The sequence below is a fragment of the Gordonia malaquae genome, assembly GCF_037148075.1.
Taxonomy (GTDB): domain Bacteria; phylum Actinomycetota; class Actinomycetes; order Mycobacteriales; family Mycobacteriaceae; genus Gordonia; species Gordonia malaquae.
Map to the genome: position 1 here is coordinate 91,248 of NZ_JBBCUB010000006.1, position 26,905 is coordinate 118,152.

Genomic DNA, 26,905 nt, shown 5'->3' on the forward strand with positions numbered 1-26,905 from the left:
GACAGGGGAGGGGCACAGATGACGACCACACTGAGCGCGCCGCACACCAGTGGCGCCGACGAGGAACACAACCGGGTGGCGACGACCACCGTCGCCGATTTCTCAGCAGATCACCTGCTGCGCCTGCTGAAGGGCGACGTCTACGCCGTCCGAGTGCGTGGACTCGTGTCAGGGGAGGCCCTCGCCGGACTCCGGGAACGCTTCGTCGGACGCGATGACCACGGGCCGCTCGCCACCGATCCGCAGTTCCGCCGTATCGGGCACGCTTTCTCTGAGGTCGCGCCGACCGATCAGGGCCAGTACTTCGCCGACGCGGCGACACATCGGAGCCATCTGCGGGAGATCGCCGCACCCTACCAGTACCCGTCGGACACGGTGCGAATCCTGCTCGATGAGGCGTGGCCGACAGGGACCACACTGCTCACCTCGGAGAGCCAGAAGTTCTTCGCAGGAGTGGCGCGGTACCAGCAGGCGGGTGTCGATCTGGAACCGCATACCGACAACATCGCGCGGAACCTGCCAGACGACGACCTGGGCATTCGACGACAGTTGTCGGTGAACGTCTACCTCGATGTTCCGGACGATGGGGGAGAGCTGGAGATCTGGGACGCCTACCCGACCGAGGACGACTATCGGGAGCTCTCGGGTGAGCGGGTGTGGGGCGTGGACCGCGACACCGTCGGCGATCCGGCACTGGTCGTCCGACCAGGAGTCGGGGAGGCGATCTTCATCGATCCGCGCCGCGTGCACGCGGTCGCGCCGTCTCACGATCGACCGAGGGTGACTGTCGGTCTGTTCGTCGGTGTCCGAGGCCAGGACCAGCCGTTGGCGGTGTGGAGCTGATGACACTCGCCATCACCGCGCCGGTCGGCTCGACGTCGCACAAGGCGGCGTTCGACCTGAAGGGCGTGCACTACGAGTACGAGGGTCGATCGACGATCCTGCTGGTCAGCGTCGGCGCCGACTACCACGAGGGCGAGAAGTTCGGCGCGACCGTCGATCTTCTGAACCGGAGCGGGTTCTCGCGGGTCACTGTCGCCGTCGCAGACACGCTCCAGCGTCACAACCTGGACGTTCCGCCCGGGGAGGCCTACCGGCTCTCGCGTCGCAGGGGCGACCAGTGGATCGCCCGGAACCGTCCCCTTCTCGATCTGCTGACCGCCGACGTCGACGTCCTGCGATGGGACACCGCGCTCAGCGATCCCGCGTATCCGCATGCCCTCGACGAGGTGCGCACCGCGTACGAGACGAACTCCGACTACGCGGCGGCGATCGATTCGACGATCGACCGATTCGTCTCACGTCGAGGGAACGACATCCCCGACGAGGAACGCATCCGGAACGGCTGCCGCACGTACCTCCTGGAGGAGGTGCCGATCATCCAACCGTTGTGGGCGGAACAGGGATACGACTTCGTGGTGTATCCGCAGCAGATCTCCACTGCGATGCAGGCGACACGTGACCTGTTCGTCGCTGAGGGGGCCGCGTGGCTGCCGCTTCGTTTCAAGAAGCGGAAGTCGGCGCGATGAGCATCACCGAGACCGGGGTGACAACGGGCAGACGGACTGCGGGCTTCGTCGGACTGGCCACGGCGTCGTTCCTCGGCTGTATCGATCTGACGATCGTGTCGACGGCACTGCCGGCCATCACCCGTGAGCTCGGTACGTCGATCTCGGTCTCCCAACTCGTGCTCAGCGGATTCCTAACGGCTCTTGCGATGTTCATGGTGACCGCAGGCCGAATCGGAGACCAACTGGGGCGGCGAACCGTGCTGCTGGCCGGGCTCGGCGTGTTCGTCCTGGCGTCGGTCGGTGCGGCGCTCGCTCCGGGTATCGGCTGGTTGATCGTCGCACGGTTTGTGCAGGGCGCCTCGTGCGCGGTGCTCTACACCGGTACGTCCACGCTGGTGGAACAGTTGTTCCCGGAGGGAGAGCGTGGACGCGCGGTCGGTTGGCTGTACGCGGTCAACGGTGTCGGCTTGGCGATCGGCCCGGTCCTCGGCGGACTTCTGGTTCCCGCGTTCGGGTGGGCGTCGGTCTTCTGGATCAACGTCCCGTTCGGGCTGGTGGCCGTCGCTCTGATCCTCGGTGCGGTCCCGTCGCCTGCGCCGGAGTCGGACCGCGGGACCGACGTGCCCGGTCAAGCGGCACTCGCCGTCGCGGTTGCTGCGGCCGTCGCGTTCGTCTCGCTGCCTGCAAGCTCCGGGTGGCTGAGTGTCCCGGTGATCACATCGGGCGTGGTCGCGGTGGCTGCGGTGACACTGCTCGTCGCGGTGGAACGACGGTCATCCGATCCGCTCCTGCGTGTCGACCTGCTGGCTCATCCCAGACTCCGAGCGGCGCTTCTGTCGGACTTCTTCCTGGCGGCGTTCTACGCGTCTGCCCTCCTCGTTCTGCCTCAGTACCTCGCCGACCGCCACGATCTCGGTGAGCGGCTGATCGGAGTGTCGTTGCTCCTCGTCAGTGGAACCATGGCATTCGCCTCGCCGCGTGTGGGCCGCTGGGTCGATCACGGTGGCCCGTCCCGGCCGCTTCGCTTCGGATTCGCTTCGCTCGCGGTGTCGGCTGGTGCGCTCCTCGCTGGTGCGCTCTCGGCGCAACTCGCCGTTCTGCTCGTCGGCTTCGTGTTCTTCGGCCTCGGGTGGGCGTTGATCCTGGCGCCCGCGACGCTGTCTGCGCTGTCGGCGGTCCCCACCGGTGAGGCGGGTTTTGCGATCGGCGCCTCCTGGACGTTCCACAACCTCGGCGGTGCTCTCGGCGCGGCAGTCGCCGCAGCGCTGTACGCGGCGTCCGACGCCGACGGCGGACTGACCTCGACCGCGGTGTTCCTGCTGGTCGGCGCGGTCGTCGCGCTCGCGGCCAATGCTCTGATTCCTGATTCGCATTCCACAGTCGACGCCTCAGACGTCGACGGTTCCAGAGAAGAGACTTCCCGATGAAGAACAGCACCCGTGCGGCAGTCGCCGCTCTCGCCGTCGCGACCGGCCTGCCGATCGCTGCTTGCGCGGGAGACGACGCGGAGTCCGACGTTCTGCGCTACGGACTGTCGTCGGCACCGAGCTGCGCCGATCCAGCGCAGTCGAGCACCAACCAGACCGTCAACGTGTCCCGCCAAGTCGTCGACTCGCTCGTCGACCAGAACCGGGACACCGGTGAGCTCACTCCGTGGCTTGCGGAACGGTTCGCAGCATCGCCTGACGGCCGGAGTTTCACGTTCACACTCCGCGACGACGTGACCTTCAGCGACGGGACGCCGCTGACGTCGGATGTGGTCAAGAAGAACTTCGACGCGCTGACCTCCGACGAGTCGACATCCACCCGAACGCTGCAGGCGTCTGGCTTCCTGCTCGGATACGAGCGGACCGACACGCCGGACCAGCGAACCGCGATCGTCCGATTCGCCGAGCCCAATGTGCAGTTCCTGCAGGCCGCCGCCACAACGCAGCTCGGGATCCTCGCCCCGTCGACGGTCGCCGCGTCGTTCGACGACAGGTGCACGGCGAGCACGGTGATCGGCAGCGGGCCCTACACCTACAGCGGGTGGGAGCAGGACCGATCGGCGACGCTCACCAGGCGAGACGACTACCGGTGGACCCCGGACACCGGGCTCGCAGACCACGCGCGCTACCGCACGGTCGAGTTCAGCGTGGTGCCCGAGTCCGGCGTCCGCGCAGGAAGCGTCACGTCCGGGCAACTGGACGCGAGTGCCGATCCTCAGCCACAGGACCGAAGCGCGATCGAAGCGTCCGGCGCCGCACTGACGTCACGTCCCAACCCTGGCCTCCCGTACGTCTTCCAGTCGAACGTGTCGCGCGGTGTTCTCGCCGATGCGGCCGTCCGTCGTGCCGTGACCACGGCATTGGACCGGAATGAACTCGTGGACACAGTCCTCGGAGACTCGTTCAAGCCCGCGACGAGCGTCCTCGCGTCCACCACCCCCGGGTACCGAACCGACCCCGCGATCAGGCTCGACCGTGCCGAGTCCGCACGGCTCCTCGATGCCGCGGGCTGGCGGTCGTCCGGAGAAGGGACACGGTCCAAGGACGGGAAGAAGCTGTCGTTCGACGTCATCTACTCGCCGGAGTTCTACGGCAACAAGCCGATCCTCGAGCTCGTCCAACGCCAGTTGGCATCGGTCGGCATCGACCTGACGATTACGGCGTTGTCGAACGACGACTTCCTGTCCCGACGGAAGGCAGGCGACTTCGACGCGGTCTACTACAACGTCACGCGCGCCGACCCGGACATCCTCCGCTCGCGGCTCGGCTTCGAGGGAACCAACTACTCGCGTCGCGGATTCGACCCGCAGATCGATCCGCTGCTGACCCGACAGGCGGGTGTCGCCGACCGGGCGGAACGTCTGCGTCTCGTCGACACCCTGCAGACCCGGTTGATCGAAGCCGGATACGCGATTCCGGTTGTCGAACTGTCGCAGGTGGCAGCGGTCGCTCCAGGATTCGGCGGGATCGGCTTCGACGCGTCCGGCGTTCTGCGCCTGCAGTACCCAGACACGGACTCATGACCGGGAGACTCGCACGCCGCATCGGGTCGCGTCTGACGGCTGGAGCCGCAGTCGTATGGGCGGTCTTCACCCTCGTCTTCCTCGTGTTGCGGGTGCTGCCGGGCGATCCGGTCTCCCTCGCCGCAGACGCCGACTCCGGTGGAGCTCCGCCGTCACCAGCCACGCTCGCCGCGCTCCGCGCGCAGTACGGGCTCGACCGCCCGCTGTGGCAGCAGTATCTGTCTGCCGTCGGTGATTTTGTACGCGGTGACTGGGGGACGTCGGTGGTGAGCGGTCGTCCCGTCACCACGACACTGCTCGACGCCCTCCCGTCGACGGCGGTCCTGGCCGCGTCAGCCTTGGCGCTGGGCGCGGTCGTCGCATTCGGATTGGCGTTCGCCGCGACATACCGTCCGAACGGGATCGCGTCCCGGGTGATCGGACAGATCCCGTCCGTGCTGGTGTCGTTGCCGACGTTCGCGGTCGGACTGGTCTTGATCCAGATGTTCGCGTTCGGGCTCGGAGTTCTCCCGGGATTCGGCGACCGGACTCCCGCGTCGGCGATCCTGCCCGCCGTGACGCTCGCCGTGCCGATCGCGGGCTATCTGGGGCAGCTCATGGCCTCCGGCATGCGCGAGGCCGCCGCCCAACCGTTCGTCGACGTCGCACGGGCCACCGGGGCTTCTGACCTGACCGTCCACCTGCGCCACGTGACGCCCGCGGCGGCGTTGCCGACGCTGTCGGCGCTCGGAGTGCTCGTCGGATCGGCTCTGGCCGGTGCGGTGGTGGTGGAGACGGTGTTCTCGCGTGCGGGGCTCGGGCGTCTCACGCAGCAGGCGGTCGCCGCACACGACGGACCGGTGATGCTCGCGACGGTTGTGGTGTCGGCCGCGATCTTCGTGGTGGTGACGGCGGCCGTCGACATCGTGGGTCCGCTCGTCGACCCGCGTGCCCGGAGCACGTCATGACGGGCGTGGCCGGAGTCGCGCTGCGAGACCGCAGGCTGCCGCTGTGGGTGCGACGGCTGAGCAAGCCGAGGCCGAGCGTCGCCGTGGCTGCCGCGGTACTCGCGCTCGCGGTGATCGCCGCCGTCGCGCCAGGACTCCTGACCGGTGGCGATCCGCTCGCAGTGGCTCCCGCGGATCGGCTGCAGGCGCCGTCGTTCGCCCACCCGTTCGGCACGGATCAACTCGGTCGCGACGTGCTCACTCGAGTCGTTCACGGAACGGGTGCGTCGCTGACGGCGGCTCTCGCCGCAGTCGGGGTCGCCGTCGCAGGTGGTGTTGTCATCGGAGTGACCACCGGCTACGTCGGCGGGTGGACGGACAGGGTCGGGATGCGACTGGTGGACGTCCTCCTCGCGGTCCCCGCGCTGCTCCTGTCGATGACGGTCATCGCGGCAACCGGCGGCGGAACTCTGGAGTTGGGAGTCGCGGTCGGAATCGCCGGGGTGGCCGGAGCCGCCAGGGTGGTCCGCGCCCGCACCCAACAGCTCCGGTCAGTGCCATTCGTCGAAGCCGCGACCGTCAGCGGATGGCGACGGCCCACGGTCATCACCCGACATGTCCTGCCGCACCTGTGGCCGACGACCGCGGCCGTCGCATCCGTGGAGTTCGGTCAGGCGGTGCTCGCGGTGGCAGCCCTCGGCTTCCTCGGTTTCGGGCCGCCTCCGCCGGCCCCCGAGTGGGGTGCGATGGTGGCCGACGGACGCGCGTTCCTCGCCGACTCGTGGTGGCTCACTCTCGCGCCCGCCGCGGTCATCACCGCGGTTGTTCTCGCTGCCTACCGACTGTCGCGTGTGATCGGAGAGACCCGTGCTTGAGATCTCCGGACTCGATGTGACGATCGGTCGGACGCCGGTACTCGAAGGAGTCGATCTCCACGTGGAGCCGGGAGAGACCGTCGCCGTCGTGGGAGCGTCGGGCAGCGGAAAATCGACTCTCGCGCGGACCGTTCTCGGTCTCCATCGACAAGACGTGCGCGTCACTGCGCAGCGCTTGCGCCTGGGAGACACTGATCTGCCCGCTCCCGGATCGAAGAGATGGCGGACCGTCAGAGGTCACCGGATCGGCTACGTGCCGCAAGACCCTGGAAGCTCTCTCAACCCGGTGCGGCGAATCGGGGCTCAGGTCCGGGAGGCGTTGAGGCACTCCGGATCAGCGGACTCCGAACGCGAAGCGGGATCTCGTCTGAGCGAGGTGGGACTGTCTCCGGACTTCCTGAAGCGGTATCCCCACGAGGTGTCCGGCGGTCAGCGCCAGCGGGTCCTGATCGCGATGGCACTGGCGGGACGGCCGGGCCTCATCGTCGCCGACGAACCGACGAGTGCGCTCGACGCCGACGTCGCTGATCAGGTGCTCGACACCCTGACGTCTCAGGTCGGACGGACCTCCGGACTCCTGCTCGTGACGCACGATCTGACCGTCGTCGAACGTCGTGCGGACCGCGTCGTCGTGCTCGACGGCGGCCGCGTGGTCGAGTCGTCTACGTCGGAGCGTCTCGTGTCCTCGCCGTCGAGTTCGGCGGGCAGAGCGTTGCTCGCGGCGATCCCGGGAGGACGGCGGCCCGCACCGGTACCTGAACAGCGAGACGAGGTGCTGACGGCGAGGTCGATCAGCAAGCGATTCGGCAGCGTGCCGGCTCTCGACGCCGTCGACCTGACGTTGCACCGTGGTGAGACGGTCGCCGTCGTCGGACCGTCTGGTTCGGGGAAGTCCACGCTCGCTCGGGTCCTCGTCGGTCTGACTGCGCCTGATTCAGGCACGGTGGACACGCGAGGACGCGTGCAACTCGTCGCACAGAACCCGTTCACCGCACTGGATCCGCGATGGACCGTGCGGCGGATCATCGCCGAATCGTTGCATCCATCGTTGGGTCTCACCTCGGATCAACGCGCTGTCCGGGTGAGGGAGGCTCTCGACGACGTCGGACTCGGCCGCGGGTTCGCCGATCGGTACCCGAACGAGCTGTCCGGAGGGCAGAGTCAGCGCGTGGCGATCGCTCGAGCGGTCGCCGCTCGCCCGGCGATCGTGGTTCTCGACGAAGCGGTGTCCGCACTCGACGTGGTGTCGCAGGCGACGGTCCTCGACATCCTGGCACGTCTGCAACGTGAGCACGGCACGGCCTACGTGTTCGTCACGCACGACCGGACGGTCGCCGCCGACATCGCGCACCGCACAGTCGAAGTCCGACGCGGCGTCGCGACGGAGCTTGAGGTCGTCGCGACCTGATTGAATGCAGAGGACCCTGCCGACATGAGTCGGCAGGGTCCTTCTTCTTCAGATCAAGCTGGTGAGGACTTGATCAGAAAGCTGCTTCGTCGAGCTCCATGAGGTCGTTGTCGACGTTGTTCTCGACGATGTGGCGCACAGCGGTGAGCTGCGGCAGCATGTTCTTCGCGAAGAAGGTCGCCGAGGCGATCTTGCCCTGGTAGAAGGCGACGTCGTCGCCCGAGGCGCCGTTCGCGAGAGCTGCAGCGGCCACGACTGCCTGGCGGAGCAGGAGCCAGCCGATGACCAGGTCGCCGACCGCCATGAGGAAGCGAACCGATGCGGTACCGACGAGGTACAGCTGCTTCGGGTCTTCCTGGGCGGCCATCAGCCAGCCGGTGAGCTTGGCGGCCATGCCCTGGACGTCCTCGAGGGCCGTCTTGAGCAGTGTGCGCTCGTCGTCGAAGCCCTCACCGTTGTCGATGAACTGCTGGATCTGGCCTGCGACGTGGGCGAGAGCCTGGCCCTTGTCGCGGATGATCTTGCGGAAGAAGAAGTCCTGCGCCTGGATGGCGGTGGTGCCCTCGTACAGCGAGTCGATCTTGGAGTCGCGGATGTACTGCTCGATCGGGTAGTCCTGCAGGAAGCCCGAGCCGCCGAGAGTCTGCAGCGACTCGGTCAGCTTCTCGTAAGCGCGCTCGGAGCCGACACCCTTGACGATCGGGAGCAGCAGGTCGTTGACCTTGTGTGCGAGCTCGGCATCCGCGCCGGAGACGATCGCGGCGGCCTCCGGATCCTGGTGCGACGCGGTGTAAAGGTACACGGCGCGCAGGCCCTCGGCGTACGACTTCTGCGTGAGCAGCGCACGACGGACATCCGGGTGGTGAGTGATGGTGACACGCGGTGCGGCCTTGTCCATCATCTGCGTCAGGTCGGCGCCCTGCACGCGCTCCTTGGCGTACTCGAGAGCGTTCAGGTAGCCGGTCGACAGCGTCGAGATGGCCTTGGTGCCCACCATCATGCGAGCGTGCTCGATGACGTCGAACATCTGCGCAATGCCCGAATGGACCTCGCCGACGAGCCAGCCCTTGGCAGGCGTTCCGTGCAGGCCGAAGCTGACCTCACACGTCGCCGAGGCCTTGATGCCCATCTTGTGCTCGACGTTGGTGACGAACGCACCGTTGCGGTCCTGCAGTTCGCCGGTCTCGTGATCGAAGTGGAACTTCGGCACGAAGAACAGCGACAGACCCTTGGTGCCGGGTCCGGCACCTTCGGGGCGTGCGAGGACGAGGTGGAAGATGTTCTCGGTCATGTCCTGGTCGGCCGAGGTGATGAAGCGCTTCACGCCCTCGATGTGCCAGGTGCCGTCTTCCTGCAGGGTGGCCTTGGTGGTGCCGGCGCCCACGTCCGAACCGGCGTCCGGCTCGGTGAGGACCATGGTGGCGCCCCAGCCGCGCTCGGAGCAGATCGCGGCCCACTTCTTCTGCTCGTCCGTGCCGTTGTCGTAGAAGATGTTCGAGAAGCCCGAACCGGCCGCGTACATGAAGACCGGCGGGTTGGCGCCGAGGATCATCTCGCCGATTGCCCAGTACAGGGAACGCGGAGCGGGCAGACCGCCCAGCTCCTCGTCGACGCCGACCTTGTCCCAGCCTGCTTCGATTAGGGCGTTGTAGCTCTTCTTGAAGCTCTCGGGAATGGTCACGCTGTGATCGGTCGGGTCGAAGACCGGCGGGTTGCGGTCGGCATCGACGAACGAGTCGGCGATGACACCCTCCGACAGTGCCTTCACCTCACGGAGCATGTCGACGGCCGTCTCGTGGTCGAGGTCGCCGAAGGCGCCCGTCGCGAGGACCTTGTCGAGCTCGTACATCTCGAAGAGGTTGAAGTGGAGATCGCGGAGGTTGGACTTGTAATGGCCCATGGTTCTTCCTAACCGGTGAGGTGCTGGGGCTGACCGGACATGTTACTTGCCGGTAACTATTGACAGGATAGCTCCCGTCTCAGCGCGGAACAACCGGCCGGGAGTGTGGCGGCGCTAACAATTGCAAGCGTCCGTCTCGTTCCTCAGAGGTCAGTGCGACCGCAGGTATTCGAGGTCGGCTGCGACGCCTTCGGACGGCGTCTCCAAGACGCCCGGTGCACCGGCGGTCTTCATCAGCTCGAGCAGTACGTCGGCGTCGATGTGGCCGGACTCGATGTTCGCGTGACGGTCGCGACCGGAGTCGAACTCGTCGCGCGAATTGTTCAGGTGGATGAGGTCGATGCGTCCGGTGATCGCCTTGATGCGTTCGACCAGGCCGACGAGGTCCTCTCCGCCGGCCCAGGCGTGACACGTGTCGAGGCAGAAGCCCGCTTCGTCGAAGTCGCCGACTGCATCCCAGAGACGTTCGATCGACTCCAGGGTGCGCGCCATCGCATGCGACCCGCCCGCAGTGTTCTCGATCAGGATCGGGACGCCGAACCCGCCCTTGTCCGCCTGCCGCTCGAACAGCTTGCGCCAATTCTCGAAGCCCGCCGCAGCGTCCTCACCGTCACGCAGGTGACCGCCGTGGACGACGAGTCCGATCGCTCCGAGGTCCTTCGCCGCGGCAGCCTGCTGTTCGACGGCCTTCCGCGACGGCATGCGCAGTCGATTGTTCAGGCTCGCGACGTTGATCTGGTAGCTCGAATGCACTACGACGTCGATCGGGGAGTTTCGGATCTCCTCCGCGTGAGGATGGATCTCCGGCTTCTTCCAGCTCTGCGGATCGGTCACGAACATCTGGAAGATGTCGATCCCGAGCTCGTTGGCGGTGGCGACGGGGTTCTCGTCCTGGCGAAGGTGGGCTCCGATGCGCATACGGTCAACGATAGCCGCGGGGTCAGACGTTCCGGTCGTCTCCGCGACGTTCACCGTCGGGTGTGAACGGGCCGTCGCCCTTGTACGCCGACGACGGCAAGACTCTCGTGAAGTCGATCATCGCGCGGGTGTTGTCGACGGCGGTCACCAATCCGATGCCGTACGGTCCGTGCTCGTCGAACAGGGTGGCGGTGCCTGCCGACACGCCTGCGTCCTCGAGGTGATGGTCGGACTCCACTCCGAGCCGATCGCCGACAGGCAGCCGACTCAAGGCGAGCGTGAGGTCGCCGTTGATGAAGCCGATACCGCCCTCGCCCCAGTTCGTCGAGAGACTGGTGCCCTCGGCTGAGATCGCGGCCCGCTGGAACGGCGTCAACTCGACGTCGGGAAGTACGTTCACCGGACGGCTCCACAGGCGCCGCCGTCCGCCGTTCTGATAGGCCGACATATCCGAGCTCCACCCGAGTTCGTCGTTGTAGAACCACGTGTGGAAGTCGGACGGGTCGGTTGCCGGGACGTCGTAGTCGGTCGTCGGACGCGACCAGCGGGCGCCGGGAGGGTTGTCGCCCTGTTTGAGAAACACGGTGTTCCCCTGTGCGACCAACACGCCCTCGTCGTCGTCCCCGTCGTGCTGACGAACGCTCACCTGAACGACCCGGATACGGCGCCCGTCCCGAAGGATCTCGGTCTGCAGACTCGTCGGGATTCGCCGTGCCGACTTGAACAGTTCCAGCGTGAATCGGGCGGGCAACCAGCCTTCGCGACCGTGCACTCGTTCCGCAGCGTACGCGGCGAGACCGCATACAGCGGGTCCGTTGAGTGCGTCCGGCCCCCACAGACTCAGGGCCAGCGGAGTGGGGACCACCCGGCCCGACTCCCCGTGAATGAAATAGGACTTCGTCGACATGCATTCCGACAGTACTTGTGCCCACCTCGCTCAGCACAAGTACTTCGTCTCGCGGGCTCGCTCAGCACAAGTACCCTTGGCGCATGACTGTGCTCCCCGAAACACCCGCGCTCCCCGACAATGCAGTGAACGCTCTGCGCTCGTTCCTGCTCGCGTCGTCCGTTGTCGGCATCGCGCTCGGCATCGCGATGCTCGCCTGGCCCGCGGCGACGCTCACCGTCGTGGCGGTCCTCTTCGGTGCGTCGCTTGTCGTCGCCGGTCTCCTTCGACTGTTCCTCGCGTTCGCGACGACGGAGGCGCCGTTCGTGCTGCGCGTGGTGCTCGGAGCGTTCGGCGCGATCGTGCTGGCCGCAGGTGTCCTGTCCATTCTGAACCCCGCCGAATCGTTGACGCTGCTCGGCATCTTCATCGGTGTCGGCTGGATCTTCGGTGGCCTCCAGGACCTCCTCGAGATGCGACTGGCGAACTTCCTCGTCCCGCGCTGGCTTGTTGTCCTGTCGGCTGTGATCTCGATCGGTGCAGGTATCGCGATGATCGTCCTGCCCGCGATCTCGACTCTCTCGACCATCCTCTGGGTGCTCGCAGTCATGTTGATCGCGGTCAGCCTCGCCACTCTCCTCACGCTCCCCAAGAAGCGCGACGCTTAGGGCGTGTTGCGAAACTCTCTTCGCCTGTCTCGACGGCCCGATGAACGCCTGGCCGCGTTGTCGTCGGTCGCGATACCTACCGGTATCGCTCCCTCCTCCGCCTTGCCAGCCATCCATCGGATCCGCCGATCCAAGGCGGAAGACTTTCGCAACACGCCCTAGCCTCAGCTGGTGGGAGCCAGCGAGTCGGCCGTGACTGACGTCCGTGCAGGGGCGTCGAGAAGCCTCTGATTCCAGCGGTTCAGCCCGGCTACCAGGTCTGCGGCGTGCCGGAGGGCGACACCGTCGATGAGGCCGGTGCCGGCGAGTTCCACTGATCGTTCCGACTGCGCGGCGGCTGCACCGAGAAGACGGTCGGCACCGCGCAGGTCGGTGTCCCACATCGCGTCCGCGGTGGTCATGCACAGCGCCGCGACGTGATCGGCTTGATCGAGGTGAACCATCGCCCACGCCCAGTGGCGTGCGACGTCCACGGTGTCGATCCCTCCGCGACCGTGCGTCCTGACGTACTTGGCGTGCAGTTCGCTGCACAGCAGATCGGCGTCCGACCACAGGCTCAGATGCGACATGCAGCGTACACAGTCGTGGAGGGCGGCGAGGTACTTCACCGAGTACGGCCCTTCGCGGCGGGATCGGATCTCGCGGAGGACCGAGTAGTCGGCGAGCGCGTGCGTGAACTCGCCTGCGTCGTAGAACGAGCGGGCCTGTGAGTTCAGTTCGTCGAGCATGCCTCCATCGTGCCTTTTCGGGGCCGACTGCGAAGCGAAACGGACAGTCGTTGTCGGCAGCGGCGTCGCTCAACGGCGGATGAGTTCACAGCGCGGTCTAATGTTCCCCGATTCGCCGCAGAACCGGGGAAACTCGGGTGTCCGTCACGGATTCGGGGAACATTCGGCGGCGAAGCTGAAGGTACGCCGCAGCAGGAGCACTCCGAGTGCGGTGACCAGCGAACCCGCCGCCGCGATCCACACTCCGTCAGTCCGAAGCATCGTCTCGGGGACCGCGATCACCGAGAACAGTGCACCCACAACCGCGAGCGTCGCGACAGCACTGGCGATCGGCCGCCACGCACGGTCCGTTCCGCCCGTCGCGCGTACGCTGAGCAGCATCATCGCTCCGATCGTGGCGAGAGCGATCATCCACTGCAGGTGATTCACATGCGCCTGGTATCCGGGCTCGCTGATCTGCCCGAATCCGTTCACCGTCATCGACGGGCGGGTCGCCGATGCATACCAGGGGAGGAGATGTGCACCCGCCGCAGTGAGCAGCCCGGCGATGGTGACGACGACGTCGACTCGGAACGCGACTCGTGGCTCGACTCGGCTGCGTACGGGATTCACGATCACGGTTCCTCCTGACAGTGACGTTTCACTGACCGTAAAGGCGTTCGACGACGCAGTACTGCGTGCGAATGACCTCGCGGTGGGAGGATCGACAGGTGAGCGAACGTGGAGATCTCAGCAAGTGGGCGCTGCTCAGCGTCGCGGCCGCCGTCGTCACGATCAGCCTGAAGACCTATGCGTGGTGGATCACTGGATCGGTGGGTCTGTTGTCGGACGCCGCGGAATCCGTCGTCAACCTGGTGGCGGCCGCGGGCGCGTTCATCGCGCTCAAGGTCGCGGCGCGGCCGTCCGACGACGACCACAACTTCGGGCACACGAAGAGCGAGTACTTCTCGGCGGTCGTGGAAGGCGTGATGATCGTGGTCGCCGCGGGCGTCATCCTCTACACCGCCGTCGAACGGCTGATCAACCCGCAAGACCTCGAAGCCGTCGGGATCGGTCTGCTGATCTCGGTCGGCGCGACCGTGGTGAACGGCCTCGTCGCCTGGAAGCTCATCGCGGTCGGCCGCGCCCATCGGTCGATGTCGTTGGAGGCCGATGGAAAGCATCTGCTCACCGACGTCTGGACCACCGTCGGGGTCATCGGGGGCGTCGCTCTTGTCGGGATCACCGGATGGCCGCCGCTCGATTCGCTCGTCGCGATGGCAGTCGCGGTGAACATCATCCTCGTCGGATGGCGACTCGTCAGAGACTCCACCATGGGACTCATGGACACCGTGATCCCCGAGTCCGAACGCGATGCGGTCGACGAAGTCCTCGACCGCTTCCGCGGTGACGGAGTCGACTTCCACGACGTCCGCACCCGGGAGGCGGGACACATGCGGTTCGTCCAAATGCACATGCTCGTCCCCGGGACGTGGACCGTCCAACAGGCCCACGATCTTGTCGAAGAGGTTGAAGCCGCGCTTCACGACGCCGTCGACGACCTGCGTCCCACCATTCACCTCGAACCGATCGACGATCCGCGCAGTTATGAACCGTGGCGTCGCTGACCGCAATCGCGTGACGCCGTCGCCAGGACCGACCTACCCTGAGACCATGAGTTCCCGGGACGACTACGACGGCGAGTACGACCTCGACGAGAGTGATCAGCTGCAGCCTGAGGACACTCTTGACGACGCCGAGGTCGGTGACATCCTCGACCGCGGCTACTCGCCGCCCGACTATGCGCCCGGGAACCACGAGCACGAGACTCTGGATTCGCGGTTGGCCGAAGAAGAACCGGATGTCGCTGCGAACGATGACGACGCGGACCCGGACTTCCCGGAACAGGCTGAATGTGGGAACTCACGTGCGGGCCGGATCGTCGCATCCGACATCGCGGGCGACTCCGACGTCTTCGGTCGTGACGCAGGCGTCGACGGTGCAGGTGCTTCGGCCGAAGAGGCCGCCATGCACATCATCGACTGACGATTTCGATACGGTTCTCGGCATGGACCGTGACCGGATGGTGGAAGTCGGCGTCGCGCTGGTGTCGCGATTCGGGGCGAAGGCGCTCAGCCTGACGTCGGTGGCGCGGCATGCCGGGGTGGCGCGCGCCACGGCTTACCGGATGTTCGGCGGCCGCGAGGCGCTCGTCTCGGCCATCGTCTCTCATGAGCGCGAGCGCCTGCGGGTGGAACTCACAGGCTGGGCCGCCGACGAACCTGATGTCGCAGAGCGAGTGCGCAAACGGGTGATCGGCTCGCTCGGCTACATCCGCGACCACCAGGCGCTGCAGTACGTTCTGCGGAACGAGCCCGAAGAAGTCGTCCGATCTCTCGTGACCGTCGAAGGCGCGGGCGGACCGTCGCTGATCGATTTGATCGTCGACTCGGCGATGGAAGATATTACCGACGACGAAACCGCCGTCATTCATCCGAACCCGCGTGCGGGGATCGAGTACATGGTCCGGACCGTGTACTCGTGCATGCTCGTCCCGTCGTCGTCGATGAGCGACGAGGAGATCGCCGACATGGTGGTGCGCGCCGTCATCCGCTGACCAGTCGCTCGGCGGAGCGGCCCTCAAGCTCAGGCGGAGCGCAGCCCCTCTTGGTCATCGAGCGGAGTCGAGATGAACGCTAATGTGGAGCCCATGACTGGCTCTGGCGCCCGCAGCATCTACATCGCGTCGGCCGAGGGGGACACCGGCAAGTCGACCGTCGCGTTGGGAGTGCTCGCACTGCTCGCTGCGACCGGTGGTCGCGTCGGTGTGTTCCGGCCGATCTCCCGAGCGGCGGCGGGGGAGCGTGACTACATCCTCGACCTGCTGCTGCAGTTCACATCCGTCGACGTGCCGTACGACGACTGCCTCGGCGTCACGTACGACGATGTGCACCGCGATCCGGACGCCGCGATCGCCGACATCGTCGCGAAGTACCACGTCGTCGCCGAACAATGCGACAACGTGCTCGTGATCGGGTCGGATTACACCGACGTCGCGTCACCGTCCGAACTCGGATACAACGCGCGGATCGCCGCGAACCTGTCGGCGCCGATCATCCTCGTGGTGAAGGCCCTCGACCGTGAGCCCGCCGAGGTCAAGGCCATCGCCGAGATGCTGATGACGGACATCAAGGCCGCTCATGCGACGACTGTCGGCGTAGTCGCCAATCGATGCGACCCCGACCGGGTCGCGGCGCAGGCGAGCGCCCTGACCAGCACCGGAGTCCGCGGATGGGCGCTGCCGGAAGACCCGGTGCTGACGGCCCCGACGATGGGCGAACTGCAGACTGCCCTCGGCGCCACTCTCTACAGCGGCGATGACGCGCTGCTCGACCGTGAGGCGGTCGAGGTGATGGTCGGCGGAATGACCGTCGAACACATCCTGGAACGCCTCAGCGAGTCGATGGTGGTGATCGCGCCCGCCGACCGATCCGACGTTCTGCTCGCCCTGGTCAACGCCAACGCGGCAGAAGGCTTCCCGCGGCTGGCCGGCATCGTCATGAACGGCGGGCTTCGACCGCACCCCATGATCGACGGGCTGGTCAAGGGGCTTCGACCGACCCTGCCGATCCTGTCGAGCGAGCACGGCACGTACGAGACGGCGCGCATCGCGTCGCACACACGCGGGCGGATGGTGTCCGGCTCGGCGCGGAAGATCGACGCGGCGATGACACTGATGGAACGCCACGTGGCGACCACAGAGCTGATCGACGAGCTGAAACTGCACGTCGCCGAAGTGGTCACTCCCCAGATGTTCGAGTACCAGCTGATGGCGCAGGCCCGGTCGGACGTCAAGCACATCGTGCTGCCGGAGGGCGGCGACGACCGGATTCTCCGTGCCACCGACCGACTCCGCAGGCGGGGCGTCGCCGAACTGACACTGCTCGGGAACGTCGACGCGGTCCGTCGTCGTGCGAACGAACTGGGCATCGACCTGTCGGGCGTGGACGTGATCGACCCGACGACATCGGACTTGATCGACGAGTTCGCCGATGCCTACACCGAACTCCGCAAGCACAAGGGCATGACGCGGGAGCGTGCGCTCGAGGTGGTGCGCGACGAGTCGTACTTCGGCACGATGCTGCTCCACACCGGACGTGTCGACGGCATGGTGTCGGGAGCGGTGCACACGACGGCGCAGACCATCCGACCGGCATTCGAGATCATCAAGACCGTGCCGGGTGTGTCGACGGTGTCGAGTGTGTTCTTCATGTGTCTGGCCGACAAGGTGCTCACCTACGGCGACTGCGCGATCGTGCCCGATCCGACCGCGGAGGAACTCGCGGACATCGCGATCTCGTCGGCGCGCACGGCTGCGGCGTTCGGCGTTGAACCACGGGTCGCGATGCTGTCGTACTCGACCGGAGGATCCGGTTCCGGCAAAGACGTCGACAAGGTTCGGGAGGCGACGGCGCTTGTCCGCGAGCGGGCACCGGAAGTGCTCGTCGAAGGTCCGATCCAGTACGACGCCGCGATCGAGCCGAGCGTCGCCGCCACCAAGATGCCCGACTCGCCGGTCGCAGGCAAGGCGACGGTGCTGATCTTCCCGGACCTCAACACCGGCAACAACACGTACAAGGCCGTCCAGCGCAGCGCGAACGCCATCGCGATCGGTCCCGTTCTCCAAGGCCTCAACAAGCCCATGAACGACCTCTCGCGCGGCGCTCTCGTCTCGGACATCGTCAACACCGTCGCCATCACCGCCATCCAAGCGCAGATGATCTAGCTCGTGGCGAGCCGTCCCACCTGCTCTTCGAGCCGTCCCACCTGCTCTTCGAGCGAAGTCGAGAAGGAGAACTCATGATCGTCGAAGGCTCGGTCCTCGTGGTGAACGCGGGGTCGTCGTCGTTGAAGTACCAGGTGTTGGATCCGGTCACCGAGGAGGTGATCGCCGACGGACTCGTTGAGCGGATCGGCGAGCCGATGTCGTCGGTGAAGCACTGGTACCGCGGTCACGATGTACGCCGCGAGGTTGCGCTGCCGGACCACGAGGCGGCGATCGCGTTGGTCCTCGACCTCTTCAAGGCAGACGGCGTCGACATCGCCGATTCGGGGCTGTCCGCTGTCGGGCACCGTGTGGTCCACGGTGGTCGGAGCTTCTTCGCTCCCACTCTCATCACTGATGAGGTGCGGTCCGAGATCGAGCGGATCTCGCCGCTGGCGCCGCTCCACAATCCGGCGAACCTTACCGGGATCAATGCCGTCAGCGCGTTGCTGCCCGACGTCCCGGCTGTCGCCGTCTTCGACACCGCGTTCTTCAGCGATCTCCCTGACGAGGCCGCCACGTACGCCTTGGACGCCGAGGTGGCGCGGGAGTACGCCGTGCGTCGCTACGGGTTCCACGGGACAAGCCACGAGTACGTGTCGCGGTGCGCCGCCGACTTCTTGGGGCGCGACGTCGCCGACATCAATCAGATCGTCCTGCATCTGGGCAACGGCGCGTCGGCGTCGGCTGTCCGCGGCGGGGCACCGATCGACACCACGATGGGCATGACGCCCCTTGAAGGTCTCGTGATGGGGACGCGGACGGGTGACATCGACGCAGGCATCGTCTTCCAACTGTCACGGGTGGCGGGGATGTCGATCGAGGACATCGACACGCTGTTCAACAAGAAGTCCGGCCTGAAGGGCTTGTGCGGCGACAACGACTTCCGCTCGATTCTGGAACGTGTCGCGGAGGGGGACGATGCTGCCGAGCGCGCGTACCGCGTCTACCTGCACCGACTCCGTCGGTACATCGGCGCCTACATGATCGAGCTCGGGAAGGTCGACGCGATCGTCTTCACCGCGGGTGTCGGCGAGAACGCCGCGCCGGTCCGTGCCGATTCCCTCGCGGGCCTCGAGAACTACGGAATCCGGATCGATGCCGATCGGAACGCGGTCCGCTCGCCCGATCCGCGGCTGATCTCCACCGACGACTCGGCCGTCGCCGTGCTTGTGGTGCCGACGAACGAGGAACTCGCCATCGCCCGATCCGCGGTGGCCGTCGTAAGCGCCTGACTCGGTTCCTCACGAACAACTTCGGCACTCTCCACCGCGCATACCGCGGCGGAGAGTGCCGAAGTTCTGTCAGACCCGACTTCGGATCGCCACAGTGCGGGCGCAGACCACCGTCGCCGCGACGACCAGCACCACAGACGTCACGACGGCGACCCACGTCGCCGTCGAGACGCCGAAGTCGGACAGGCTCGCGACCCACATGCCGACACCGGTCGCCGCAGCGCCCCCTATCGGTAGAGCGCACGCCGCTGTCTTCACCGTGGGAGCGGTGAGGTCGTCGTCCGACATCCGCAGGACGCCGTAGACCCCCACTAGTGCAAGAACGTATGCGAGCAGCCCACAACCGGCGTAGATCGCGACCGTGCCGGTGTCGGGCGCCGGCCGGACCAGTCCGCCGAAGGCGACGCTGGTGGCAAGTCCTACGCCGATCCCGGCCCCGACCAGGCCGGCGACGCCGACCCGCACGAATCGATTGCCGTCGGGGCCCCGCATGACAAACCCCGCCAGACGGGTCAGTGCGCCCACCACGCCGCCCACGATCACGCCGACGAGGACAGGCACGGTGAACAGTTCGAGGTCTCCGTCCCGTCCGAAGCTGCCCGACATGAAGACAAGCGACTGCCGGGGGTGACTCGACATCGGGATGTAGGCCGAGTAGCCATCTGTCGATGGCCAGGACATCGTCAGCGAGATGACCATCAACGCGAGGTACCCGCCGAACAGCGCAAATCCGAATGTCTGCTTCATTCGTTCATACTTGCACCCCGCCGTGGTCGGCTCGGCGGTTCCCGCATGATGCGAAGACTCCCGCTAATTGTCCGACAAATAGCGGGAAGCTACGCGGCACGCGTGAAGAAGTGCGATGTCAGAAGTCGCCGTGTCGGTCGACCAGGCGCTTCGCGTCGAGCAGGCTCAAGCGTCGGTCCTCCTCGCGAAGGCGCTTCACCGCCTCCACGCGGTTTGACGCACTGGACGTCGCGGACCTGACCGACTCCGGTGTCCAATCCGCCGAGGCTACGGTCGACGTTGCCGCGGCAGACCTGGAACGACCGTCGGTCCAGATGACCGCGACCATCGATGCCACCGCAAGGGCGCCGACCCCGAACATCCACCACTCCCGACTCGACGCCGCACCCACGGTCAACACGAGCAGGCACGCCGCGGCCGTTGCGAGTGCTGCGGTCGTCAATGTGGAGCGTCGTCCGTGCATGAGGGTCAACGTAGCCGGGGCACGTAGGTCATCAGGCTGCCTCGCCGGGCGGAGGATAGGGGAACCGTCGCTTCGCTCCTCCCGAATCCACTGCGCTCAATAAACGAAGCGGCCCCGCCTTCGTTCCTCGGGCGGGGCCGCTTCGTTTGGCGGAGGATAGGGGATTCGAACCCCTGAGGGCTATTAACCCAACCCGCGTTCCAGGCGAGCGCCATAGGCCACTAGGCGAATCCTCCAGCACCAAGATGCTAGCTGGTCCCGGGTTGGGATCTCAAAACGGCCCCGCTACACTGGTCTACGGATCCCGCGCGGCGAGCATCCTGTGAACTCCCCCAGGGCCGGAAGGCAGCAAGGGTCAACGGGCTCTGCCGGGTGCGCGGGATCCTCTTATATTTCAGGCGTTCCACAACCAGGCGTGCCCGGCCTGACCGGGACAGCGCGAGAGGCTCCACGTTGAACTACCACTCGATGAGTGTCGACGAGCTCCGTACCACCCGAGACGATCTGCGCCAGCGCTACGAGACGCTCAAAGCCGCAGGCCTGAACCTCGACCTCACGCGCGGCAAACCCGGACCCGACCAGCTCGACCTGTCGAACCCGATGCTCTCCCTGCCGGGCGACGACTACCGCAGCCCGAGTGGAACCGACACCCGCAACTACGGCGGCGTCTCCGGACTCCCCGAACTGCGCGCGATCTTCGGTGAACTCCTCGGGACCGGCGCCGACCGCACCTTCGCCCTCGGCAACGCCAGCCTGCAGTCGATGCACGACGTCACCGTGTTCTCCCTCCTGCACGGCAACGTCGACTCCGCGAAGCCGTGGTCGGCCGAACCGATCAAGTTCCTGTGCCCCGTCCCCGGCTACGACCGCCACTTCGGCATCACCGAGCTCTACGGCATCGAGATGATCAACGTCCCGATGAACCCCGACGGCCCCGACGTGGACGCCTGTGCCGAACTCCTCGCCGCCGACCCGTCGATCAAGGGCATGTGGGTGGTGCCGACCTACTCCAACCCGACCGGGTACTCGGTGTCCGAAGATGTCGCACGCCGACTCCTCGCGCTCCCCGCGGCACCCGATTTCCGCATCTACTGGGACAACGCGTACGCCGTCCACACTCTGGTCGACGCCGCACCGACGCCCCTGCCGATACTCGACCTCGCCGAAGAGGCCGGCAACCCGAACCGGGTGTACGTGTTCGGCTCCACCAGCAAGATCACCTTCGCAGGCGCGGGCGTCGCATTCTTCGCGTCGTCCAAGGCCAACCTGGACTGGTACTCCAAGCATCTGTCGGCGTCGACCATCGGCCCCGACAAGATCAACCAGCTGCGTCATCTGCAGTTCCTCAAAGACGCCGACGGCGTGCGCGCTCACATGGACCGGCACCGTGAACTGATCGCCCCGAAATTCGCACTGGTCCTGGACATCCTCGAGGAGCGTCTCGGCGAGTCGAAGATCGCGTCGTGGACCACCCCCGAGGGCGGGTACTTCATCAGCCTCGACGTGGTCGACGGCGCCGCGGCACGGACCATCGCCCTCGCGAAAGAAGCGGGCATCGCGCTCACCGCGGCCGGGTCGACGTTCCCGTACAAGAACGACCCGCACGACCGGAACATCCGACTCGCACCGACGTTCCCGCCGATCGACGAACTCCGGACCGCCATGGACGGCGTCGCGACCTGCGCGCTGCTCGGCGCCACCGAAGTCCTGCTCGGCGAGCAGTAGGCCGTCCGGCACCGCTGTCGGAGGCCGCCGGTAGGCTTCACGTGTGGCCCTCTATCGCACGTATCGCCCGGCGACGTTCGCTGAAGTCGTAGGCCAGGAACACGTCACCGCCCCGCTCAGCAGAGCGCTCGATGCGGGCCGAATCAACCACGCGTACCTGTTCTCGGGGCCGCGCGGCTGCGGCAAGACGTCGTCCGCGCGCATCCTCGCGCGCTCCCTGAACTGCGTTGAGGGGCCGACGTCCACACCGTGCGGCGTCTGCCACTCGTGCGAGTCGCTCGGCCCCGGCGGTGCGGGGAACCTCGACGTCGTTGAACTCGACGCCGCCAGCCACGGCGGTGTCGACGACACCCGTGACCTCCGCGACCGCGCGTTCTACGCCCCTGCTGAATCGCGATACCGCGTCTTCATCATCGACGAGGCGCACATGGTCTCGTCGGCGGGCTTCAACGCGCTCCTGAAGATCGTCGAGGAGCCGCCGGAGCACCTGATCTTCATCTTCGCGACCACCGAGCCCGAAAAAGTGCTCACCACCATCAAGTCGCGCACCCATCACTACCCGTTCCGTCTGCTGGCGCCGCCGGTGATGCGTGGACTCCTCGAAGGCATCTGCGCCAAGGAGAACGTGCTCGTGGCGCCCGAGGTCTACCCGCTGGTGATCCGCGCGGGAGGCGGATCGCCGCGAGACTCACTCAGCATCCTCGATCAGCTCCTCGCCGGCGCGGACGTCGACGGCGTCACCTACGACCGTGCCCTCTCCCTGCTCGGCGTCACCGACTCCGCGCTCATCGACGCCGCAGTCGACGCGCTCGCCGCAGGCGACGGATCGGCGTTGTTCGAGGTCGTCGAACGCGTCGTCGACGCAGGACACGATCCGCGCCGGTTCGCGATCGACCTCCTAGACCGCTTCCGCGACCTGATCCTCTTGCAGGCAGTGCCTGACGCCGCAGAACGCGGCCTCGTCGAGGCCCCCGACGATCAGCTCACCCGCATGCGCGCTGTCGTCGATCACCTCGGTGCGGCCACCTTGACTCGGTATGCGGAGGTGGCGCACGCGTCGTTGGGCGATATGCGGGGCACCACGTCTCCGCGCCTGCTCCTCGAAGTGATGTGCTCGCGGATGCTGCTGCCCGGTGCGTCCTCCGACGCTGCGGCGCTCCTGCAACGCATTGAGACCCTGGAACGACGTCCGGCCGGAGTGGCACCCGGACCTGCAGGTTCAGCTCCCGCCGTTGAACGTCCCTCGGCTCCCGCCGCTCCGCGGCCCGACGAGCCGCCGTCGCGTTTCGTCCGTCCGTCTCAGCGCAAGGCGGTCGAGGAGACTCCGGTGGCGGAGCCTGCGACCCCCGCCGCGCCACCTGTTGCGGAGACGGTGCCGGTGCGAACCGATCCGGCTCCGGCTCCGGCTCCGCAGCCTGAACAGGAGCCGACTCGGGTCGAGCCCTCGGCTCCCGAGCCCGTCCGTTCGGACCCGCAGCGCGAAGAGGCCCCGCGGCAGGAGCCTGAACGTCGAGAATCTCCCCGACCGGAGCCTCCTCGGCAGGAACCGACGCGCCCCGAACCCCAGCGCCCCGAACCCCAGCGCCCCGAACCCCAGCGCCCCGAACCCCAGCGCCCCGAACCCCAGCGTTCGGAATCGCAGGGCGAGCAACGTCGACCGGACCCCGTCGACGACATCCCGCTCCCGCCGGAGCCTGCGATGGACGCGCCGCCGGAGCCGTACGACGCCCCGCGTCGTCGTGCGCCCGAGCCGTCGCCGGAACCGGAGCCTCAGCCTGTGGCGAGTGGACTGACGGTGGACGAGGTGTCGGCGCGGTGGCCGGACATCCGAGCTGCCGTCCGAACACAGAGCACTGTCCTAGAGGCGATGCTGTCGGCGGCTTTTGTGCATGCTGTCGCGGGAACCGAGATCGTCCTCGGACATCCGCACAGTGCGCTCGTGGGTCGGCTGGCCGACGAACGCGGACTGCGCGCACTGACGACTGCGATCAGAGAGGTGTTCGGGCCGGGCAACAGCGTGAGCGTTGTTCAGGCGACCCCCGACTCCGCCCCCGCCGCGGTCAAGACAGTCGCCCCGCAGGAACCGCAGAAGCGTCAGACGTTCACTCGACCCAGCCGTCCGCAGGAGGAGCAGGCGCCCGAGCCCGAACCCGAACCGGAGCCGGAACCCGAGCCGCTCACCGCGGACGAGGACCTCACCGACGACGAGCGTGACGAGATGGTCGCCGAGGCTCACAACGCGAGCCCGGACGCCCGACTCGACCCCGATCAGGTCGCGCTCGAACTGCTGAAGTCGGAGCTCGGAGCACGACCCGTCGAGTAGCCCGTCAGGCGTCCCACCACGGCCGGAGGGGGAGTGTCTGTGCGCCGTCCTGGTCCAGACGGGTGGCCAGGGCGTGGTGGAGTTGGACGATGTCGCGTTCGAAACCGATCCGGCACCCGGCCATGTAGAGGCCCCACTGCCGTGCGGTGCCCTCACCGACTTCGGCGACGGCCTCGTCCCAGTTCTTCACCAGGTTGGCGTTCCAGTCGCGCAACGTCATCGCGTAGTGGATGCGGAAGTTCTCCTCGTGGATCACTTCGAGGTTCGGCACATCCTGCATCTTGGAGATGATCGTGCCGGCACCGGTGAGTTCGCCGTCGGGGAACACGTACCGCTCGATGAACGGGCCCGCCTTGCTCTTGTGACGGTTGTCGGGACGGGTGATGCAGTGGTTGAGGATCATCCCTCCGGGCCGGACCTTGTCGCGCATGAAGGTGAAGTACTTCGGGTAGTTCGCGACGCCGATGTGCTCGGTGAGGCCGATCGACGAGACGGCGTCGAACCCCGACTCAGGGACGTCCCGGTAGTCGCTGTGCCGTACCTCGGCGAACTCCGACAGACCTTCGGCGACGATCGCGGCCTGCGCCCACTGAGCCTGTTCCTGTGACAGCGTGACGCCGAGCGTGTGGACGCCACGGTGGGCCGCGTACCGGACCATGCCGCCCCAGCCGCACCCGATGTCGAGCAGGCGGTCACCGGGCTGCAGCCGCAGCTTGTCGAAGATCAGCCGGTACTTGTTCTCCTGCGCCTGCTCGAGGGTCGCGTCCTCGGTCGGATACACGGCGCACGTGTACGTCATCGACTCACCGAGGACGAGTTCGTAGAATCGGTTGGAGACGTCGTAGTGGTAACTGATCGCCTCGGCGTCTCGCTCCTTGCTGTGGCGGAGTCCTTCGGCGAACCGTCGCCATTTCGGCAGCGACTCCTGCGGCGGCGGCGCGATCGGCTTGAAATGCTCAACACCGATGTCGCGCGCCATCTGCGCGAGTTCGAGGGGCCCCGGCTTGGTGAACTTGAGGTCGCCCGCGAGAGCCTGCAGCGTCGCGTACGGGTCGCCGGGATGGCTGCCGACCAAGTCCAGATCGCCCGAGACGTAGGCCCGCGCCAGACCGAGATCACCCGGGGCGGTGACCAGGTACGTCGTGCCGCGTGGGTTCTTCAAGTGCAGGCCGTAGTCTGCATCGGCCGGACCGGCGCTGCTGCCGTCGTACGCGGTCACCCGGATGCCGAGTTCGTGCCCGACGAGCTTTTCGAAGATGTGCGCCAGTTTCACTGCTGCTTCACCGCTTTCTCGTAGAGGCCGAGGAGTCTGCCGTCCGGGTCGTACCGATTCTTCAATGCCGAGTACGCCTCGCCTCCGTAGAGGCGGGAGAACTCATCCTTCGGATAGAACGACTCCGAGTACAGCGACTTGTGGCCGCCCAACTCGCTGACCTGTTCTTCGATCAGCCTGTTCGTGTGTCCCGGATGCCCGGGGGTCACTGGGACCGCCGACCAGAAGCCGACGTTCACGTAGGTGCGACCGCGCTGCAGGGGATACAGGGGCCACGGCTGCTCGGCGGCTCCGGGCGACGGTTCGGCCAGTTTGAGCGGGCACAGCCAGATCGGTTCGATCGGCACCTCTCCCAGGAACCAGCGCATGAAGTCGGCGGTCCGATCGATGGGCACCTCGATGTCTTGGACCACCCGCTCGTTGGCGGGCAGTCCCTTGCGGGCGTTGAGTCTGTCGGCGATGTTCCACCGGTGGTCGTAGCCGATGAGCTTCCAGTAGAAGCTGCTGCGGAGATACTTCTTGGGCCAGAATCGGCGGATGCGCGGGTTCTGGGCGCCGAACGCGCGCGAGCACCAGAACCAGTCGGTGTCCCAGCGCCACAGGTAGTCGCGGATCGTCAGACGGTCCCGTTTCGGGGTGTCGACGTCGTCGTGCTGAATCGATCTGTAGTAGATGTCGCGGTCGGTGTAGTCGCTGACCGGGCCGGGTTCGTCGGTCTGACGGCCGAGCACGAGGTAGCACTCGTCGGCGGAGAAGACGACACCGTCCAGGTAGTCGACCCGTTCGCCGTCGTAGACGTGGTCGTCGGCGACGGCGGTCATCGTCGCTTCCATGGTGTCGAGGTCTGTGAACCGGACGTGGCGCAGTTCGACGAACGGTTCGACCTCCTCCAGCGTGATCGCGAGTCGAACCGAGTATCCGAGTGTGCCGTACGAGTTGGGGAATCCGAAGAACAGATCGCGGTACTCGTTGTCGGGTCGTGCGACGACGAGTTCACCTGTGCCGGTGAGGATCTCGATCTCCTGAACCGCCTCATGGGGGAGACCTGCGCGGAATGCGCTGGACTCGATGCCCATACCGGTGACAGCGCCTCCGAGGGTGATCGTCTTGAGCTGCGGGACGACCGTCGGCGCGAGTCCGTGTGCGAGGGTCGCATCGACGAGGTCTTCGTAGGTGCACATCCCGGCTACCTGTGCGGTCCTCGTGGCCGGGTCGATCGAGATCACCGAGTCCAGGCCTGAGACGTCCAACCCGGGAGCGGATACGTCGGCGCGCTTGCGGAACAGATTCGACGTCTTCTTGGCGAGCCGGACTGTCGAGCCCGGCGGGATCGCACGGTAACTCTCCACGAGACGGTTCACGCCACGATCGAACGCGGCGACGTTGTACTCCGAACGTATGGCGGCCACCTAGCCACCGTAGCGCTGGTCACGATTCCGGCAACAGCGGATATCGCCAGTACCGTGGTGGGGTACAGGTTCACGCGGCACTGAAGCCGCGAGAAC

At 66.6% G+C, this 26,905-nt stretch carries 24 protein-coding genes, 1 tRNA gene and 1 other RNA gene; 16 read left to right on the plus strand and 10 right to left on the minus strand.

From position 1 onward, the window contains the following. Positions 1 to 18 precede the first annotated feature (18 nt). Genes WFK36_RS19115 through WFK36_RS19145 form a run of 7 tightly spaced genes read left to right on the plus strand, consistent with a single transcriptional unit; the run spans position 19 to position 7,730 of the window. Positions 19 to 843, plus strand: a complete 825-nt coding sequence (locus WFK36_RS19115) for a 2OG-Fe(II) oxygenase (RefSeq protein ID WP_336793575.1) — start codon at positions 19 to 21, stop codon at positions 841 to 843. Next, complete coding sequence (locus WFK36_RS19120) at positions 843 to 1,529, plus strand: tRNA-dependent cyclodipeptide synthase (protein ID WP_336793576.1); 687 nt, start codon at positions 843 to 845, stop codon at positions 1,527 to 1,529. The genes WFK36_RS19115 and WFK36_RS19120 overlap by 1 nt, the downstream gene beginning before the upstream one ends. Beyond that, the gene (locus tag WFK36_RS19125) at positions 1,487 to 2,938 is read left to right on the plus strand and encodes an MFS transporter (RefSeq protein WP_336793577.1); all 1,452 of its coding nucleotides are present in this window, start codon (positions 1,487 to 1,489) and stop codon (positions 2,936 to 2,938) included. Before WFK36_RS19120 ends, WFK36_RS19125 begins: the two co-directional genes overlap by 43 nt. After that, positions 2,935 to 4,521: an ABC transporter substrate-binding protein gene (locus WFK36_RS19130; protein WP_336793578.1), complete on the plus strand. Its 1,587-nt coding sequence runs from the start codon at positions 2,935 to 2,937 to the stop codon at positions 4,519 to 4,521. The genes WFK36_RS19125 and WFK36_RS19130 overlap by 4 nt, the downstream gene beginning before the upstream one ends. Further along, positions 4,518 to 5,468 (plus strand): ABC transporter permease, encoded by a 951-nt coding sequence (locus WFK36_RS19135; RefSeq protein ID WP_336793579.1) that lies wholly within the window; start codon positions 4,518 to 4,520, stop codon positions 5,466 to 5,468. The genes WFK36_RS19130 and WFK36_RS19135 overlap by 4 nt, the downstream gene beginning before the upstream one ends. Continuing rightward, a complete protein-coding gene (locus WFK36_RS19140; RefSeq protein ID WP_336793580.1) occupies positions 5,465 to 6,322 on the plus strand; it encodes an ABC transporter permease in 858 nt (285 codons plus the stop codon). Before WFK36_RS19135 ends, WFK36_RS19140 begins: the two co-directional genes overlap by 4 nt. Next, positions 6,315 to 7,730: an ABC transporter ATP-binding protein gene (locus WFK36_RS19145; RefSeq protein WP_336793582.1), complete on the plus strand. Its 1,416-nt coding sequence runs from the start codon at positions 6,315 to 6,317 to the stop codon at positions 7,728 to 7,730. Before WFK36_RS19140 ends, WFK36_RS19145 begins: the two co-directional genes overlap by 8 nt. A 73-nt stretch (positions 7,731 to 7,803) precedes the next feature. Here the strand turns inward: WFK36_RS19145 and WFK36_RS19150 are convergent, their stop codons facing one another. The 3 genes from WFK36_RS19150 to WFK36_RS19160 form a co-directional block, all read right to left on the minus strand. Continuing rightward, positions 7,804 to 9,630, minus strand: a complete 1,827-nt coding sequence (locus WFK36_RS19150) for an acyl-CoA dehydrogenase (protein ID WP_336793583.1) — start codon at positions 9,628 to 9,630, stop codon at positions 7,804 to 7,806. 150 nt (positions 9,631 to 9,780) lie between these two features. Beyond that, complete coding sequence (locus tag WFK36_RS19155) at positions 9,781 to 10,548, minus strand: deoxyribonuclease IV (RefSeq protein ID WP_008377193.1); 768 nt, start codon at positions 10,546 to 10,548, stop codon at positions 9,781 to 9,783. A 22-nt stretch (positions 10,549 to 10,570) separates the two neighbouring features. After that, positions 10,571 to 11,455, minus strand: coding sequence for an acyl-CoA thioesterase domain-containing protein (locus WFK36_RS19160; RefSeq protein ID WP_336793584.1), 885 nt, complete (start codon positions 11,453 to 11,455; stop codon positions 10,571 to 10,573). Positions 11,456 to 11,538: 83 nt separating this feature from the next. Here WFK36_RS19160 and WFK36_RS19165 point away from each other — a divergent pair, with 83 nt between their 5' ends. Continuing rightward, positions 11,539 to 12,102, plus strand: a complete 564-nt coding sequence (locus WFK36_RS19165; protein ID WP_008377197.1) for an HdeD family acid-resistance protein — start codon at positions 11,539 to 11,541, stop codon at positions 12,100 to 12,102. A 164-nt stretch (positions 12,103 to 12,266) separates the two neighbouring features. Here WFK36_RS19165 and WFK36_RS19170 read toward each other — a convergent pair whose 3' ends face one another. Together WFK36_RS19170 and WFK36_RS19175 are read right to left on the minus strand one after the other, a co-directional pair. Continuing rightward, entirely contained in the window at positions 12,267 to 12,830 is a 564-nt protein-coding gene (locus WFK36_RS19170) for a hypothetical protein (RefSeq protein WP_336793586.1), read from the minus strand. A gap of 144 nt (positions 12,831 to 12,974) precedes the next feature. Then, positions 12,975 to 13,442: a hypothetical protein gene (locus WFK36_RS19175; protein WP_336793587.1), complete on the minus strand. Its 468-nt coding sequence runs from the start codon at positions 13,440 to 13,442 to the stop codon at positions 12,975 to 12,977. A 71-nt stretch (positions 13,443 to 13,513) separates the two neighbouring features. Between WFK36_RS19175 and WFK36_RS19180 the strand changes: the two genes are divergently transcribed. From WFK36_RS19180 to WFK36_RS19200, 5 genes are all read left to right on the plus strand, one after another. After that, positions 13,514 to 14,437: a cation diffusion facilitator family transporter gene (locus WFK36_RS19180; RefSeq protein ID WP_336793588.1), complete on the plus strand. Its 924-nt coding sequence runs from the start codon at positions 13,514 to 13,516 to the stop codon at positions 14,435 to 14,437. Positions 14,438 to 14,483: 46 nt separating this feature from the next. After that, positions 14,484 to 14,855, plus strand: a complete 372-nt coding sequence (locus tag WFK36_RS19185) for a DUF5709 domain-containing protein (RefSeq protein WP_008377203.1) — start codon at positions 14,484 to 14,486, stop codon at positions 14,853 to 14,855. A gap of 22 nt (positions 14,856 to 14,877) precedes the next feature. After that, positions 14,878 to 15,426, plus strand: a complete 549-nt coding sequence (locus tag WFK36_RS19190; RefSeq protein WP_336793591.1) for a TetR/AcrR family transcriptional regulator — start codon at positions 14,878 to 14,880, stop codon at positions 15,424 to 15,426. A gap of 93 nt (positions 15,427 to 15,519) precedes the next feature. Then, the gene (gene pta / locus WFK36_RS19195; RefSeq protein WP_336793592.1) at positions 15,520 to 17,595 is read left to right on the plus strand and encodes a phosphate acetyltransferase; all 2,076 of its coding nucleotides are present in this window, start codon (positions 15,520 to 15,522) and stop codon (positions 17,593 to 17,595) included. A gap of 74 nt (positions 17,596 to 17,669) precedes the next feature. Further along, entirely contained in the window at positions 17,670 to 18,869 is a 1,200-nt protein-coding gene (locus WFK36_RS19200; RefSeq protein WP_336793594.1) for an acetate kinase, read from the plus strand. Between the two features lie 69 nt (positions 18,870 to 18,938). Here WFK36_RS19200 and WFK36_RS19205 read toward each other — a convergent pair whose 3' ends face one another. From WFK36_RS19205 to WFK36_RS19215, 3 genes are all read right to left on the minus strand, one after another. Further along, a complete protein-coding gene (locus WFK36_RS19205) occupies positions 18,939 to 19,616 on the minus strand; it encodes a hypothetical protein (protein ID WP_336793595.1) in 678 nt (225 codons plus the stop codon). A gap of 118 nt (positions 19,617 to 19,734) precedes the next feature. Beyond that, positions 19,735 to 20,079, minus strand: coding sequence for a hypothetical protein (locus WFK36_RS19210; protein WP_336793597.1), 345 nt, complete (start codon positions 20,077 to 20,079; stop codon positions 19,735 to 19,737). Positions 20,080 to 20,226: 147 nt separating this feature from the next. Continuing rightward, positions 20,227 to 20,315, minus strand: a tRNA-Ser gene (locus WFK36_RS19215). A gap of 60 nt (positions 20,316 to 20,375) precedes the next feature. On the opposite strand from WFK36_RS19215, the gene ffs reads away from it, so the two are divergent. The 3 genes from ffs (at position 20,376) to WFK36_RS19230 (ending at position 24,127) form a co-directional block, all read left to right on the plus strand. After that, positions 20,376 to 20,470: signal recognition particle sRNA small type (ffs, locus tag WFK36_RS19220), an RNA gene on the plus strand. 62 nt (positions 20,471 to 20,532) lie between these two features. After that, positions 20,533 to 21,804 carry an aspartate aminotransferase type Ic gene (locus WFK36_RS19225; protein ID WP_336793598.1) on the plus strand — a complete coding sequence of 424 codons (1,272 nt, stop codon included), beginning with the start codon at positions 20,533 to 20,535 and terminating at the stop codon, positions 21,802 to 21,804. Between the two features lie 43 nt (positions 21,805 to 21,847). Then, positions 21,848 to 24,127, plus strand: a complete 2,280-nt coding sequence (locus tag WFK36_RS19230) for a DNA polymerase III subunit gamma and tau (protein ID WP_336793599.1) — start codon at positions 21,848 to 21,850, stop codon at positions 24,125 to 24,127. 4 nt (positions 24,128 to 24,131) lie between these two features. Here the strand turns inward: WFK36_RS19230 and WFK36_RS19235 are convergent, their stop codons facing one another. Together WFK36_RS19235 and WFK36_RS19240 are read right to left on the minus strand one after the other, a co-directional pair. Next, positions 24,132 to 25,400: a class I SAM-dependent methyltransferase gene (locus tag WFK36_RS19235; RefSeq protein WP_336793600.1), complete on the minus strand. Its 1,269-nt coding sequence runs from the start codon at positions 25,398 to 25,400 to the stop codon at positions 24,132 to 24,134. Next, positions 25,397 to 26,809 carry an FAD-binding oxidoreductase gene (locus WFK36_RS19240; RefSeq protein WP_336793601.1) on the minus strand — a complete coding sequence of 471 codons (1,413 nt, stop codon included), beginning with the start codon at positions 26,807 to 26,809 and terminating at the stop codon, positions 25,397 to 25,399. Before WFK36_RS19240 ends, WFK36_RS19235 begins: the two co-directional genes overlap by 4 nt. Between the last annotated feature and the right edge of the window lie 96 nt (positions 26,810 to 26,905).

What these genes read in the sequence shown, in the direction of transcription:
- WFK36_RS19115 (WP_336793575.1), top strand. Translation starts at nt 19, where the DNA reads ATGACGACCACACTGAGCGCGCCGCACACCAGTGGCGCCGACGAGGAA.
- WFK36_RS19120 (WP_336793576.1), top strand. Translation starts at nt 843, where the DNA reads ATGACACTCGCCATCACCGCGCCGGTCGGCTCGACGTCGCACAAGGCG.
- WFK36_RS19130 (WP_336793578.1), top strand. Translation starts at nt 2,935, where the DNA reads ATGAAGAACAGCACCCGTGCGGCAGTCGCCGCTCTCGCCGTCGCGACC.
- WFK36_RS19135 (WP_336793579.1), top strand. Translation starts at nt 4,518, where the DNA reads ATGACCGGGAGACTCGCACGCCGCATCGGGTCGCGTCTGACGGCTGGA.
- WFK36_RS19140 (WP_336793580.1), top strand. Translation starts at nt 5,465, where the DNA reads ATGACGGGCGTGGCCGGAGTCGCGCTGCGAGACCGCAGGCTGCCGCTG.
- WFK36_RS19150 (WP_336793583.1), bottom strand. Translation starts at nt 9,630, where the DNA reads ATGGGCCATTACAAGTCCAACCTCCGCGATCTCCACTTCAACCTCTTC.
- WFK36_RS19155 (WP_008377193.1), bottom strand. Translation starts at nt 10,548, where the DNA reads ATGCGCATCGGAGCCCACCTTCGCCAGGACGAGAACCCCGTCGCCACC.
- WFK36_RS19160 (WP_336793584.1), bottom strand. Translation starts at nt 11,455, where the DNA reads ATGTCGACGAAGTCCTATTTCATTCACGGGGAGTCGGGCCGGGTGGTC.
- WFK36_RS19165 (WP_008377197.1), top strand. Translation starts at nt 11,539, where the DNA reads ATGACTGTGCTCCCCGAAACACCCGCGCTCCCCGACAATGCAGTGAAC.
- WFK36_RS19170 (WP_336793586.1), bottom strand. Translation starts at nt 12,830, where the DNA reads ATGCTCGACGAACTGAACTCACAGGCCCGCTCGTTCTACGACGCAGGC.
- WFK36_RS19180 (WP_336793588.1), top strand. Translation starts at nt 13,514, where the DNA reads ATGACCTCGCGGTGGGAGGATCGACAGGTGAGCGAACGTGGAGATCTC.
- WFK36_RS19185 (WP_008377203.1), top strand. Translation starts at nt 14,484, where the DNA reads ATGAGTTCCCGGGACGACTACGACGGCGAGTACGACCTCGACGAGAGT.
- WFK36_RS19190 (WP_336793591.1), top strand. Translation starts at nt 14,878, where the DNA reads ATGGACCGTGACCGGATGGTGGAAGTCGGCGTCGCGCTGGTGTCGCGA.
- pta (WP_336793592.1), top strand. Translation starts at nt 15,520, where the DNA reads ATGACTGGCTCTGGCGCCCGCAGCATCTACATCGCGTCGGCCGAGGGG.
- WFK36_RS19200 (WP_336793594.1), top strand. Translation starts at nt 17,670, where the DNA reads ATGATCGTCGAAGGCTCGGTCCTCGTGGTGAACGCGGGGTCGTCGTCG.
- WFK36_RS19205 (WP_336793595.1), bottom strand. Translation starts at nt 19,616, where the DNA reads ATGAAGCAGACATTCGGATTTGCGCTGTTCGGCGGGTACCTCGCGTTG.
- WFK36_RS19210 (WP_336793597.1), bottom strand. Translation starts at nt 20,079, where the DNA reads ATGCACGGACGACGCTCCACATTGACGACCGCAGCACTCGCAACGGCC.